This window comes from Rhodococcus aerolatus, from assembly GCF_054783215.1.
On record NZ_BAAGQZ010000022.1, the window covers coordinates 88,294 to 101,632 of the forward strand.

Annotated in this window: 12 protein-coding genes; 3 read left to right on the forward strand and 9 right to left on the reverse strand. The window is 74.1% G+C overall.

What is annotated here, in order from left to right:
* Window positions 1-66: 66 nt before the first annotated feature.
* From ACYVOF_RS09265 to ACYVOF_RS09285, 5 genes are all read right to left on the reverse strand, one after another.
* Complete coding sequence (locus ACYVOF_RS09265) at window positions 67-210, reverse strand: hypothetical protein (RefSeq protein ID WP_460865821.1); 144 nt, start codon at window positions 208-210, stop codon at window positions 67-69.
* A gap of 141 nt (window positions 211-351) precedes the next feature.
* The gene (locus ACYVOF_RS09270) at window positions 352-1,218 is read right to left on the reverse strand and encodes an ABC transporter ATP-binding protein (protein ID WP_460865822.1); all 867 of its coding nucleotides are present in this window, start codon (window positions 1,216-1,218) and stop codon (window positions 352-354) included.
* A complete protein-coding gene (locus tag ACYVOF_RS09275; RefSeq protein WP_460865824.1) occupies window positions 1,215-2,315 on the reverse strand; it encodes an ABC transporter ATP-binding protein in 1,101 nt (366 codons plus the stop codon). Before ACYVOF_RS09275 ends, ACYVOF_RS09270 begins: the two co-directional genes overlap by 4 nt.
* The gene (locus ACYVOF_RS09280) at window positions 2,305-3,300 is read right to left on the reverse strand and encodes a branched-chain amino acid ABC transporter permease (RefSeq protein ID WP_460865826.1); all 996 of its coding nucleotides are present in this window, start codon (window positions 3,298-3,300) and stop codon (window positions 2,305-2,307) included. The genes ACYVOF_RS09275 and ACYVOF_RS09280 overlap by 11 nt, the downstream gene beginning before the upstream one ends.
* 4 nt (window positions 3,301-3,304) lie before the next feature.
* Window positions 3,305-4,615, reverse strand: a complete 1,311-nt coding sequence (locus ACYVOF_RS09285; RefSeq protein ID WP_460865827.1) for an ABC transporter permease subunit — start codon at window positions 4,613-4,615, stop codon at window positions 3,305-3,307.
* Between the two features lie 266 nt (window positions 4,616-4,881).
* Between ACYVOF_RS09285 and polA the strand changes: the two genes are divergently transcribed.
* Window positions 4,882-7,680 (forward strand): DNA polymerase I, encoded by a 2,799-nt coding sequence (gene polA / locus ACYVOF_RS09290; RefSeq protein ID WP_460865829.1) that lies wholly within the window; start codon window positions 4,882-4,884, stop codon window positions 7,678-7,680.
* Here polA and ACYVOF_RS09295 read toward each other — a convergent pair.
* Together ACYVOF_RS09295 and ACYVOF_RS09300 are read right to left on the reverse strand one after the other, a co-directional pair.
* Window positions 7,677-8,543 carry a hypothetical protein gene (locus ACYVOF_RS09295; RefSeq protein WP_460865831.1) on the reverse strand — a complete coding sequence of 289 codons (867 nt, stop codon included), beginning with the start codon at window positions 8,541-8,543 and terminating at the stop codon, window positions 7,677-7,679. The two genes, polA and ACYVOF_RS09295, sit on opposite strands and share 4 nt — an antisense overlap.
* Window positions 8,540-9,469 carry a class I SAM-dependent methyltransferase gene (locus ACYVOF_RS09300; protein ID WP_460865832.1) on the reverse strand — a complete coding sequence of 310 codons (930 nt, stop codon included), beginning with the start codon at window positions 9,467-9,469 and terminating at the stop codon, window positions 8,540-8,542. Before ACYVOF_RS09300 ends, ACYVOF_RS09295 begins: the two co-directional genes overlap by 4 nt.
* Before the next feature lie 274 nt (window positions 9,470-9,743).
* Here ACYVOF_RS09300 and rpsA point away from each other — a divergent pair, with 274 nt between their 5' ends.
* Window positions 9,744-11,243, forward strand: a complete 1,500-nt coding sequence (gene rpsA, locus ACYVOF_RS09305; protein ID WP_460865834.1) for a 30S ribosomal protein S1 — start codon at window positions 9,744-9,746, stop codon at window positions 11,241-11,243.
* 104 nt (window positions 11,244-11,347) lie between these two features.
* Here rpsA and ACYVOF_RS09310 read toward each other — a convergent pair whose 3' ends face one another.
* Window positions 11,348-11,560 carry a hypothetical protein gene (locus ACYVOF_RS09310; RefSeq protein ID WP_460865836.1) on the reverse strand — a complete coding sequence of 71 codons (213 nt, stop codon included), beginning with the start codon at window positions 11,558-11,560 and terminating at the stop codon, window positions 11,348-11,350.
* A gap of 133 nt (window positions 11,561-11,693) precedes the next feature.
* Between ACYVOF_RS09310 and coaE the strand changes: the two genes are divergently transcribed.
* The gene (gene coaE / locus ACYVOF_RS09315) at window positions 11,694-12,776 is read left to right on the forward strand and encodes a dephospho-CoA kinase (protein ID WP_460865838.1); all 1,083 of its coding nucleotides are present in this window, start codon (window positions 11,694-11,696) and stop codon (window positions 12,774-12,776) included.
* 13 nt (window positions 12,777-12,789) lie between these two features.
* Here the strand turns inward: coaE and ACYVOF_RS09320 are convergent, their stop codons facing one another.
* Window positions 12,790-13,296: a ribonuclease FAU-1 family protein gene (locus ACYVOF_RS09320; RefSeq protein ID WP_460865876.1), complete on the reverse strand. Its 507-nt coding sequence runs from the start codon at window positions 13,294-13,296 to the stop codon at window positions 12,790-12,792.
* Between the last annotated feature and the right edge of the window lie 43 nt (window positions 13,297-13,339).

A 13,339-nucleotide genomic window follows, 5' to 3' on the forward strand; every position in this document is an offset into this window, starting at 1 on the left:
TGGCCCGGAGCGTCCGGTGCCGGGCCTCCGGTGCGTCCGGGGTCGGGGGAGGGGACCTGGTTCCGCCTAGCCCGGGGGAGCCGGCGAGGAGCGGCGCGGGGCGGTCCGCTGCAGCGGGTTGGGCCAGGCGCGGCTGTCCACGGCGTATCCGGCCAGCGCCAGGACGTCGAGGCCGAGGAACACCGCCAGGTAGGCCAGCAGGGTCGTCACGCACCGATGGTGCGCCCCCGGGGCCGCCCGGGGGAAGGGCGCGCGCACGACGACGGCCGCGGACCCCCGGGTGGGGTCCGCGGCCGTCGGTGGCTGCTCGGCGTGCGGCCGGGTCAGGTGTCCCCGGTCAGCTCTCCCCGTTCAGCTCTCCTTGCTCAGCGACGGCGGGGCCGGCTCGGGGGTCTTCTTCTCCGACGACCCGGCGAGCGTGCCCAGGTACAGCTCGACGACCTTGGGGTCGTTCATGAGGTTGGGCCCGGAGTCGGTGTAGGCGTTGCGGCCCTGGTCGAGCACGTACCCGCGGTCGCAGATCTGCAGGCACCGGCGCGCGTTCTGCTCGACCATGATGATCGAGACCCCGCGGGCGTTGATCTGCTTGCAGCGGACGAACACCTCGTCCTGGAACATCGGCGACAGGCCCGCGGACGGCTCGTCGAGCAGCAGCACCGAGGGCTCCATCATCAGCGCCCGGCCCATGGCCACCATCTGCCGCTCCCCGCCGGACAGCGCGCCCGCCTTGACCTTGCGCCGCTGGCCCAGCAGCGGGAACAGGTCGGAGACGAAGTCGAACCGCTCACCGAACTTCTTCGGCCGCAGGTAGATCCCCATCTGCATGTTCTCCTCGATGGTCAGCGAGGGGAAGACGTTCTGGTTCTGCGGCACGTAGCCGACGCCCTTGGTCACCAGCACGTGGGCCTTGGCGGAGGTGATGTCGCCCCCGTCGAGGGTGACCGCGCCCTTGCGCACGGGGATGAGCCCGAACAGCGTCTTGAGCAGGGTCGACTTGCCCGCACCGTTGGGGCCGATGATGCCGACGATCTCGCCCTGGCGGAGGAAGAAGTTGCAGGCCTCGAGGATGTTCACCCCCGGCACGTAGCCGGCGGTGATGTCGTCGGCCCGCATCAGCGCACCCTCGGCGAGGCGGTTGTGCTCCTCGGGCCGCGCGGCGAGCTCGGCGGCGCTGAGGCCCGCCGTGTCCTCGTCCGTGGTGCGCTCCCTGCTGCTCACGACGCGTCCTTCCGTCCGGTGGTGCTGCCCGCGTGGGTGGGGTCGGCGCCGGGGTCGGCCCCGGCCGCCATCTCGCGCTCCATCTCCGCCACCATCTCGGCGGTCTCCCCGACGGGGTTGCCGTCGGCGTCGAACTCCAGCGCCCGGTCGTGGTGCCCACCGAGGTAGGCGTCGACGACGGCCTGGTTGCTGGATAGCTCCTCGGGCGGGCCCTCCGCGATGACCGAGCCCTGCGCCATGACGACGACCCAGTCGCTGATGTCGCGGATGACGTCCATGTCGTGCTCGACGAACACGACCGTCATGCCCTCGTCGCGCAGGCTCTTCACGTGGGCCAGCAGGTTCTGCGTCAGCGCCGGGTTCACCCCGGCCATCGGCTCGTCGAGCATGACCACCCGCGGGTTCATCATCAGCGCGCGCGCCATCTCCAGGAGCTTGCGCTGCCCGCCGGACAGCGAGCCGGCGAAGTCGTCCGCCTTGGCGTCGAGCTTGAACCGGGCCAGCAGCTCCCGGGCCCGCGCGTCGACCTCGCGCTCCTGCTTGCGCCACGTCCACGGCAGCAGGGCGCCGAGGATGCGCTCGCCCGTCTGCCCCGTCGCGCCGAGCTTGACGTTGTCGAGCACGGTCATCTTCGACAGCGCCTTGGTCAGCTGGAAGGTGCGGACCACGCCCTTGCGCGCCACCGAGTGCGGCGCCGACCGGCCCAGCGACTCCCCGTCCAGGCTCCAGGTGCCGGTGTTGGGCTGGTCGAAGCCGGTGAGCAGGTTGAACAGCGTCGTCTTGCCCGCGCCGTTGGGCCCGATCAGGCCGGTGATGCAGCCGCGCTGGAACTCGACGTGCGCGACGTCGACGGCCTTGAGCCCGCCGAACTGCCGGGTGATCCCGTCGGCCACCAGCGCCGGGTCCGGCTTGGGCGCGCCGGGCTCGCGGGGGACGTCGGCGAACAGCGCGCGGCGCTCCTCCGCCGAGAGGGCCGTGCCCACCGCGCGCACCCCGCCCGCGCCCGCCGTGGGGCCGGGGTCGGCGCGCAGCGCCTCCTCGACCGGGTCGTCGGTGGTGCCGGCGGCGTGCGCCCCGGCGGTGTCGTCACTTGGCATCGAGCTGCACCTCTCGCTTGTTGCCCAGGATGCCCTGCGGCCGGAAGACCATGAGCAGGGCGAGGAACACCCCCACCAGGATCAGCCGCAGGGCGCCGACCTGCTGGCTGGTCAGCGGCAGCAGGGCGTCGGAGCCGGCGGAGGCCTGGCGCAGGAAGCCGTCGGTGAAGGAGAGCAGGAACCAGAACAGCATGGCCCCCACCACCGGCCCCAGCACGGTGGCCGCGCCGCCGAGGATCAGGGCGGCGTAGGCGAAGAACGTCTGCGCGGTGGAGAAGAAGTCGGGGTTCAGCGACTGCGTCTGCAGCGCGTTGAACACCCCGCCCATGCCGCCGAGCACGCCGCCGAGCACCAGGGCCTGCATCTTGTAGACGAACACGTTCTTGCCCAGCGAGCGGGCCGCGTCCTCGTCCTCGCGCACCGCCTTGAGCACCCGGCCCCAGGGGCTGCGGACCAGCAGGAACACCAGCACGGACACGATCGCGACCAAGGTCCAGCCCACGAGCATCGACCACAGGTCGTTGCCGAGGAACCCGATGCCGAGGAGCTCGTAGCGCTTGCCCGGCTCGAACGGGCTGGCGTCGGTGAACGGCGTCGCGAACCCGAACAGCCCGCGGGTGCCGCCGGTGACGGGGCTCGTCGCCGTGGAGCGGAAGATCAGCCGCAGGATCTCCGACGCCGCGATGGTGACGATGGCGAGGTAGTCGGCCCGCAGCCGCAGCGTCGGGATGCCCAGCACCAGGGCGAGCAGGCCCGCCCCGGCGAGGCCGACGAGCACCCCCACCCACAGCGGCTGCTCGTAGGTGATGACCATGATGCCGACGCCGTAGCCGCCGATGAGGGCGAACCCGATCTGGCCGAAGTTCAGCAGCCCGGTGTAGCCGAAGTGCAGGTTCAGCCCGATGGCGAGCAGCGCGTAGAAGATCGCGGAGGGTCCGACGAGCTGGGCGATGGAGTCGCGCAGCAGCGTGACGATGTCGATCATCGCGTCAGCCGATCCGGGAGCGGGAGCCGAGGATCCCCTGCGGGCGGAGGATCAGGATCACGATGAGCACCAGCAGTCCTCCGGTGTACTTCAGGTCGGGGTTGATGACCAGGGTGGACAGCTGCACCAGCAGGCCCACGATGACGCAGCCGAGCAGCGCGCCGTAGGCGGTGCCGAGACCACCCAGGGTGATGCCCGCGAACATGAGCAGCAGCAGCTTGAAGCCCATCTCGTACTGCACGGTGCCGGCGAGCTCGCTCATGCCGAACAGCACGCCGCCGAGGGTGGCCAGCCCGCCGCCGAGGCCCCACACGAACAGCACGACGCGGTCGACGTCGATGCCCGAGGAGGCGGCCAGGTCGCGGTTGTCGGCCACCGCCCGCATGGCCTTGCCGATGCGGGTGCGCTGCAGCAGCAGCGCCACCCCCACCAGCACCAGGAAGCTGATGACGATGCAGGCCAGGTTGACGTCGGTCAGCTGCACCGGGCCGTAGGTCTTCTGCACCTGGCCCTGGTAGTCGGCGAAGGGCTGCGACCGGTCGGAGAAGAACACCAGGATCAGGTAGCGCAGCGCGATCGAGAGCCCGATGGAGACCACCAGCTGGGCCACCAGGCCGGACCGTCGGCGCCGCAGCGGGCGCCAGATGGCGAGGTCGTTGAGCATGCCCACGCCCACCCCGACGACGATGGCGATCGCCGTCGCCGGGATGAGCTGCACACCCAGCTTGACGTTGACCACCCAGGCGATGACGGCGCCGAGGGTGACCAGCTCGCCGTGGGCGAAGTTCGTCAGCCCCGTGGTGCCGTAGATCAGGCTCAGCCCGACCGCGGTGATGGCGATGACGAGGCCGAAGCGCAGGCCGTCGACCGAGCGGTTGACGATGTCGTCGACCAGCGAGGTCTGCAGCGCCTCACGCGGCTGGCCGAAGGAGAACAGGACCACGGCGAGCTGGCCCTGGCTGACCTGGCGGGTGACGTCGCCCTGCACGCTCACGCCCGCAGGCAGCGTCGCCGGGTCCACCTGGAAGGTGTAGGTCCCCGCGGGGACGGTGAGCTGGAAGCGGCCGTCGCTGCCGGAGGTGGTGGTCGCGACCTCGGCCCCGGTGGCGTCGAGCGCCTTCACGGTGACGCCCGAGAGTCGGTCGCCGCCGTTGGTCAGGGTGCCGCTGACCTGCACGCCGCCGGTGGCCTGCGCGGCCAGCGGTGCGGCGGCCGGCGCCGGGGCGGCGGCCGAGGCCAGGGCGGTCCCGCCGAGGGCGAGCACGCCGAGGACCCCGAGCAGCAGCACGACGAGGACGTGGCTCGCCCTCGGCACCCGGACGGGGGGTGGAGCAGGGGGCACGGGGGCTCCTTCTGGTCTCAGGCGCGGTGAGTGGTCTCGGGGGCGGGGGCTCGCGACCGGGCGCGGACGGCGGTCGGCGTCACGGGTCGGTGGGAACCTAGCCGCGGGGCCCGCCGATCATGCCGCAGCAGCCGGGACCGCGGTGTAACCGTTGCGCAACGCTCGTGTGACCCGGGCGGCACCGGCGGTCACGCTCGTCCGGCCGCGGCCGTCGGGGGAGGTCACTACGCTCGGGCCCCGTGACACCCAGCCCCGCCGCCAGCCCCTCGGCCACCGCCGCCACCACCGAGCCGGGCCGGGCCGGGCAGGACGAGGCCGGGCCCCGCCCCACCCTGCTGCTGCTCGACGGGCACTCCCTGGCCTACCGGGCGTTCTTCGCGCTGCCCGCGGAGAACTTCCGCACCACCAGCGGGCAGACCACCAACGCGGTCTACGGGTTCACCTCGATGCTCATCAACCTGCTGCGCGACGAGGCGCCCACGCACGTGGCGGCGGCGTTCGACGTGTCGCGGCAGACGTTCCGGGCCGAGACGTTCCCGGAGTACAAGGCGAACCGCAGCGCCACCCCCGACGAGTTCCGCGGCCAGGTCGACATCACCAAGGACGTCCTCGGCGCGCTGGGCATCCCGGTCATGGCCATCGCCGGGTACGAGGCCGACGACATCATCGCCACCCTCACCACCCGGGCCGCGGCGGAGGGCTACCGCGTCCTGGTGTGCACCGGGGACCGCGACGCGCTGCAGCTGGTCACCGACGGGGTCACGGTGCTCTACCCCCGCAAGGGCGTCTCGGAGCTGACGCGGTTCACCCCCGAGGAGGTGGCGGCGAAGTACGACCTCACCCCCGAGCAGTACCCGGACTTCGCGGCGCTGCGCGGCGACCCGTCCGACAACCTGCCCGGCATCCCCGGGGTGGGGGAGAAGACGGCGTCGAAGTGGATCCGGCAGTACGGCTCGCTGACCGAGCTGGTGGCCCGGGTCGACGAGGTGCGCGGCAAGGTCGGCGACGCGCTGCGGGAGAACCTCGCCTCGGTGCTGCGCAACCGGCAGCTCACCGAGCTGGTCCGCGACGTCGACCTGCCCTACTCCCCGGACATGCTGGCGCTGGCGCCGTGGGACCGGGAGAAGATCCACCAGCTCTTCGACGACCTCGAGTTCCGCGTGCTGCGCGACCGCCTGTTCGCGACGCTGTCGTCCTCCGAGCCAGAGGCGGAGGAGGGCTTCGACGTCAGCGGGGTCGCCCTCGCGCCGGGCGAGGTGGCGGCGTGGCTCGACGCCCACGCCCGCGACGGGTCCCGGGTGGGCCTGTCCGTCACCGGCGTCGGCACCCCCGCGGGCGGTGACCTCACCGGGGTCGCGCTGGCCGCGGCCGACGGGGAGGGCGCCTTCGTCCTCGCCGCCGACGCCTCGCCGGAGGACGACGCGGCCCTGGCCGACTGGTTGGCCGACCCGACCGTCCCCAAGGCCGCGCACGAGGTGAAGCGGGCCCTGCACGCGCTGCGCGGCCGCGGCTGGGCGCTGCGCGGCACCACCTCCGACACCGCGCTCGCGGCCTACCTGGTGCGGCCGGGGCAGCGCAGCTTCGACCTCGCCGACCTGGCGCTGCGCTACCTGCACCGCGAGCTGCGGGTGGAAGAGGACGGGGACGGCCAGCTCTCGTTGCTCGACGCCTCGGGGGCCGAGGGCGAGGACGCGGACACCGCGGCGGCCGCCCAGGTCGCGACCGGGGAGATCCTGCGCGCCCGGGCGGTGGCCGACCTCGCCGACGCCCTCGACACCGAGCTCGCCGGCATCGAGGGCCACGCGCTGCTCGCCGAGCTCGAGCTGCCGCTGCTCGGCGTGCTGGCCGAGATGGAGGCCGACGGCATCGGGGTGGACACCGAGCACCTCACCGACCTGCAGTCCGGCTTCGCCGCGCAGGTCTCCGCGGCCGCCGCGTCGGCCTACGAGGTCATCGGCAAGGAGATCAACCTGGGCTCGCCCAAGCAGCTGCAGGTGGTGCTGTTCGACGAGCTCGACATGCCGCGGACCAAGCGGACCAAGACCGGGTGGACCACCGACGCGGCCGCGCTGGAGACCTTGTTCGAGAGCACCGGCCACCCGTTCCTGGAGCACCTGCTGGCCCACCGCGACGCCACCCGGCTCAAGGTGACGGTCGACGGCCTGCTCAAGTCCGTCGCCGACGACGGCCGCATCCACACCACGTTCAACCAGACGATCGCGGCGACCGGCCGGCTGTCCAGCACCGAGCCGAACCTGCAGAACATCCCCATCCGCACCGACGCGGGCCGCCGCATCCGCGAGGGGTTCGTGGTCGGGCGGGGGTCCGGCGGCGCCGCGTACGAGACGCTGATGACGGCGGACTACAGCCAGATCGAGATGCGGATCATGGCCCACGTGTCGCAGGACGCGGGGCTGATCGAGGCCTTCAACACCGGGGAGGACCTGCACACCTTCGTGGGTGCCCGGGCGTTCGGGGTGCCGCTGGAGGAGGTCACCCCCGAGCTGCGCCGCCGCGTCAAGGCCATGAGCTACGGCCTGGCCTACGGCCTGAGCGCGTTCGGCCTCTCCGCCCAGCTCGGCATCTCCACCGAGGAGGCGCGCGAGCAGATGGAGGCCTACTTCGCCCGCTTCGGCGGGGTGCGCGACTACCTGCACGAGGTCGTCGAGCAGGCCCGCAAGGACGGCTACACCTCGACGCTGTTCGGCCGGCGCCGCTACCTGCCCGACCTCACCTCGGACAACCGGCAGCGCCGCGAGGTGGCCGAGCGGGCCGCGCTCAACGCCCCCATCCAGGGCAGCGCCGCCGACATCATCAAGCAGGCCATGCTCGGGGTGCACCTGGCGCTGCACGACGCGGGCCTGTCCTCGCGGATGCTGCTGCAGGTGCACGACGAGCTCGTGCTGGAGGTCGCGCCGGGGGAGCGGGAGCAGGTGGAGACGCTGGTGCGCTCGCAGATGGGCGCGGCATACCAGCTCGACGTGCCGCTGGACGTCTCCGTCGGCACCGGCCGCTCCTGGGACGACGCCGCCCACTAGCCCCGGGGCGGGGGGCGGTGCTCCCAGACGGTCCACAGCGGGCGGTAGCCCCGGCGGGGCCAGAACACCGAGGACAGCGGGTTGGCCGGGTGGTAGTGCAGGACGACGCCCTGCGCGGCCGACCACGCGGCGTGGGCGTGCTCGACGAGGCGCCGGCCCACCCCGCCGCCGCGGTCGGCGTCGAGCACCCCGCAGTGGTGCACCGCGCCCCACACCCCGAGCGGCAGCCGACCCGCCAGCCAGCTGCCCGGGGCGGCGTAGACGAGGCCACCGTCGAGTACCCCCACCGCGCGGCCCGCCCGCTCGGCCAGCCACACCGTGCCCGCCCCGCCGAGGCGCGCGGCGAGCTCCGCCTCCAGCAGCGCGGCGTCCCCGGGCCGGGCCACGGCCGGCCCGGTGCTCACCGAGTAGGCCCGCTCGGCGAGGACCAGGGCCAGCACCGTGGCCAGGTCGTCCGGCCCGGCGGTGCGCACGGCCCCGTCCGGGCGGCCGGTCGGACGCGCCGCCACGGCCACCACCGACAGGGGCGCGAACCCGTGGTCGAGCAGCACCCGGGTGGCGGCGACGTCCCGGCTGGGCCAGCTCAGCACGGTCGCCCGCCCGGGCACCTCCGCGGCCTCGGCCAGGGCGAGCGGCAGCAGCGCCCGCAGCCCCGGGGCGGGGTCCGCGCCGAGCACCGCCGTCACCTCCAGCGAGGCGTCAGCGGCGGAGAGCAGCTCGGGGTCGTCGGGCCCCGGGGTCCGCGGCTGCAGGACCGCCGCCCAGCCGGCCCCGGTACGGACCTCGCCGGCGGGGGCCGCGGGGATGGGCAGCAGCGGGTCGAGCGCGGCCCAGCGCGCCGCCTGGTCGTCGAGGGCGCTCACGCGGGCTTGCGGGTGACGAAGATGGCCGTGCCGGGGAAGATCTCGCCGCGCAGCGGGCTCCACTGCCCCCACTCCCGCTCCAGGTGCTCCGGCCACGCCGGCTCCACGACGTCGAGCAACTCCAGCCCGGCCGCGACCACGTCGCGCACCCGGTCGCCCAGGGTGCGGTGGTGCTCCACGTAGGTGGGCGTCCCGTCGGCGTCGACCTCCACGTACGGGCTGCGGTCGAAGTAGGGGATGGTCGCGGTCAGCCCGCGGGGCCCGGGGTCGTCGGGGAAGATCCACCGCACCGGGTGGTTGGTGGCGAACACCCAGCGGCCCCCCGGCCGCAGCACCCGGGCCACCTCGCGCATCACCAGGCCCGGGTCGGCGACGAACGGCACCGCGCCGAACGCGGAGCAGACGACGTCGAACGACGCGGCCGCGAACGGCAGGGCCTCGGCCGTGGCCTGCACCAGGGCCACGGGGTGCTCGCCGGCGGCCGCGGCGCGCGCCGCGTCGGCCCGCACCGCCTCCCGGGCACGGGCCAGCATCGCCCCCGAGAGGTCGAGCCCGACCGCGCGCGCCCCGTGCGCGGCGAGCCACCGGGAGCAGGGGGCCGAGCCGCAGCCCACCTCGAGCACGTCGCGGCCGTCGACGTCGCCGAGCAGGCCGGCCTCGTCCTCGTGCAGGTCCTCCGGGCACCAGACGAACGCGCCCCCGGGGGCGTCGACGCCGAGGAAGTCGGCGTGGGTGCGGTGGTAGTCGGCCGCGTCGGCGTCCCACCACGACCGGCTCGCCCGGGTGGTCGACGCGGCGTCGACCCGGGCCCGCCGCGACGGGCCGACGACCCCGAGCGACGCGACGGCCGCACCGTGGCGGTCGTCGGTCGGCGCCGGGGCGCCGTCGGACGGGCTGACCTGCGGGGACGCGTCGTCCGACGGCACCGGGACCTCCACCTCGCACGGGTTTGCCGGGTGTCGGGGCACCCGAGTAATGTCCATCGACGCAAGCGTCGTCGCTGCAGCGTGGCCCGAGCTGGGCCGCCACGCCCCGTCGTCACCCCGGTGCGGTGCAGGTCACCGCGCCGCGGACCGCTTGCGTCACGACCGGACCCACCCGATCCACGGTGCCACCGTCACGGCGGCGCCGCGGACCACAGCGTCACCGCCAGGCCGAACATCCGTCAACCGACACCCAATCCCCGGAGCACTCCACCACATGCCCCCCACCACCACCCTCTCGTCCAGCAGCCCCCAGGTCGCGATCAACGACATCGGCTCCGCCGAGGACTTCCTGGCTGCGATCGACGCGACGATCAAGTACTTCAACGACGGCGACATCGTCGAGGGCACCATCGTCAAGGTCGACCGGGACGAGGTCCTGCTCGACATCGGGTACAAGACCGAGGGCGTCATCCCCTCGCGCGAGCTCTCGATCAAGCACGACGTCGACCCCAACGAGGTCGTCTCCGTCGGCGACGAGGTCGAGGCCCTGGTCCTCACGAAGGAGGACAAGGAGGGTCGCCTGATCCTGTCCAAGAAGCGCGCGCAGTACGAGCGCGCCTGGGGCACGATCGAGGAGCTCAAGGAGAAGGACGAGCCCGTCAAGGGCACCGTCATCGAGGTCGTCAAGGGCGGCCTCATCCTCGACATCGGGCTGCGGGGCTTCCTCCCCGCCTCGCTCGTCGAGATGCGCCGGGTCCGCGACCTCCAGCCCTACGTGGGCCAGGAGATCGAGGCCAAGATCATCGAGCTCGACAAGAACCGCAACAACGTGGTCCTGTCGCGCCGGGCGTGGCTCGAGCAGACCCAGTCCGCGGTCCGGAGCGAGTTCCTCAACCAGCTGCAGAAGGGCCAGGTCCGCAAGGGCGTCGTGTCCTCCATCGTCAACTTCGGTGCCTTCGTGGACCTCGGTGGCGTCGACGGCCTGGTGCACGTCTCCGAGCTGTCCTGGAAGCACATCGACCACCCGTCCGAGGTCGTCGAGGTCGGCACCGAGGTCACCGTCGAGGTGCTCGACGTCGACCTGGACCGCGAGCGCGTCTCCCTGTCGCTCAAGGCGACGCAGGAGGACCCGTGGCGCCAGTTCGCCCGGACGCACTCCATCGGCCAGATCGTCCCCGGCAAGGCCACCAAGCTGGTGCCCTTCGGTGCGTTCGTCCGCGTCGACGAGGGCATCGAGGGCCTGGTGCACATCTCCGAGCTGGCCGAGCGCCACGTGGAGATCCCGGACCAGGTCGTGGGCGTCGGCGACGACGTCATGGTCAAGGTCATCGACATCGACCTCGAGCGTCGCCGCATCTCGCTGAGCCTCAAGCAGGCCAACGAGGACTTCGCCGCCGAGTTCGACCCGTCCAAGTACGGGATGGCCGACTCCTACGACGACGCGGGCAACTACATCTTCCCGGAGGGCTTCGACTCCGAGACGAACGAGTGGCTCGAGGGCTACGAGAAGCAGCGCGAGGACTGGGAGCGCCGCTACGCCGAGGCGGAGCGTCGCCACGAGCAGCACAAGGCGCAGGTCGAGAAGGCCGCGGCCGACGAGGCCGCCGACGCCGCGGGCACCAACTACTCGTCCGAGACCGGTGTCAGCAACGACGCCGACGACGACGAGGGCACCGAGGGCGCGCCCGCCGCGGCCCCGGCGCAGTCCGGTGGCTCGCTCGCCAGCGACGCCCAGCTCGCCGCCCTCCGCGAGAAGCTCTCCGGCGGGGCGTGAGCCCGGGCCGGTGCTGACCGGCTGAGCACGACGAGAGGCCCGACCACCGCAGGGTGGTCGGGCCTCTCGTCGTCCGGGGGTGGGTCGCGGGTGCCCGCTGCCGGTCAGCCGGCTGCGGCGACGGCCCAGCGCAGGTCGGGGGCGACCGCGCGGCGGCGCAGCCCGGCCAGGCTGTGGCGCGCGGGGGTGAGCAGCCCGGTGAACCACGTGCGCCGGTGCTCCTCGAGCGCGGTGGCCACGGCGGCGTGCTCGACGCAGTGCCACGAGCCGGGCAGCCCGAGGCGGTGGCGCCCGGCGGGGGCGGGACGGCTCGGCATGGGTCCTCCTGGTCACGGTGGGGCCTGCCAGCACCGGCGTCCGGGCTGGGGCCCCACCGTAGGACGCGGGGGGTCCGGGGCCCGGCAGGCGCGCGGGGGCCCCCGGGGTGGGCCGTGTGCCAGACTCCCGGGCGTGCTGAGGGTGGGTCTGACGGGCGGCATCGGGGCCGGGAAGTCCACCGTGGCGCGCCGGCTCGCCGGGCTCGGGGCGGTGCTGGTGGACTCCGACGCGGTGGCCCGCGAGGTGGTCGCGCCCGGGACCGACGGCCTCGCCGCGGTGGTCGCCGAGTTCGGCGACGGGGTGCTCGCCGCGGACGGGTCGCTCGACCGCCCGGCGCTCGCCGCGGTCGCGTTCGCCGACGACGAGTCGCGGCGCCGGCTCAACGCCGTGCTGCACCCGCGGATCGGGGCCCGCACCGCCGAGCTGGTCGCCGCCGCCCCGAACGGGGCCGTCGTGGTGCAGGACGTCCCGCTGCTCGTCGAGGGCGGGATGGCGCCGTGGTTCCCGCTCGTGGTGGTGGTCCACGCCGAGCCCGAGGAGCGCGTCCGCCGGCTCGTCGAGGTGCGCGGGATGACGGCCGAGGACGCGCGCGCCCGGCTGCGCGCGCAGGCCGGCGACGAGCAGCGCCGCGCCGTGGCCGACGTGTGGCTGGACAACTCCGGTGCCCCCGAGGACCTGGGCCCGGTGGTCGACGCGCTGTGGCGCGAGCGGCTGGTGCCCTACGAGGAGACGCTGCGCGGGGTGCGCGGCCTGCCCGCCCTGCCCACGGCGGTGGTGGCGGCCGACCCGACCTGGCCCGCGCAGGCCCGTCGGCTGGTCGCGCGGGTCGCCGCGGTGGCGGGGGAGCGCGCCGCCCGGGTGGACCACGTGGGGCCGACGGCCGTGCCGGGGATGGCCGGCGTGGACGTGCTCGCGGTGTCCGTCGCGGTGCACCGGGCCGACGACGTGGCGCCGGTGCGCGACGGGCTGGCGGGTGCCGGGCTGCTGCCGGGCCCGGACGGCGTGCTGCGCTCCGGCGACCCGGCGCGCGCGGCCGTGGTGGCCGTGTCGGTGGCCGGGCACGGCGAGCACGAGGACGCCCTGCTGTGGCGGGACTGGCTGAGCGCCGACCCGGTCGCGCTGCAGGCGTGGCGGGCCGGGCCGGACCCGGCGTGGCGGGCGCCGGCGCGGGCGTGGGCCGCCTCGACCGGGTGGGACGCCGCCGGCGCCGGCTGAGCGCGAGTCCCCGTCAGCGCCAGCTGAGCTGGTGCCCCAGCCCGGCCAGCCAGGCGGTGAGGTCGTGGCCGTGGCTGGCGATCCCGTCGACGGCCACCGCGGTCCGCTCGATGGCGCGCCGGGTGTCCCCGGTCCCCAGCAGCCCGGCGGCGTGGGCCTCGACCAGCTCGTCGACGTCGAGCACCTCGGTGCCGCGGCCGGTCCGGACCACCAGGTCGACGTAGTGGTCCACCCCGGTCCAGGCCCCGCCGGGGGTGGCGGGGCGGGTGTACTCGCCCAGGTCGACGTAGAAGTCCTGGTCCCGCTCGTGGCCTGCGGTGAAGTGGAACACGGTCACCCGCAGGCCGAGGCCCGGCAGCAGCCACGACTCCAGGTGGTGGAAGCTCTCGTGGTCGGCCGGCCGCGACAGGTACAGCCCCCAGGCCGTCTCCCGGTAGGTGTCCACGGGGCGCGTGGTGCCCTTGGGGTCCACGTTCGTGCTCGCGCCCACGTCGAAGGTCTCGTGCTTCGGGGGGTGCAGGGCCACCCCGGCACGGTAGCGGCCGGGGTGGCCCTGCCGTGGC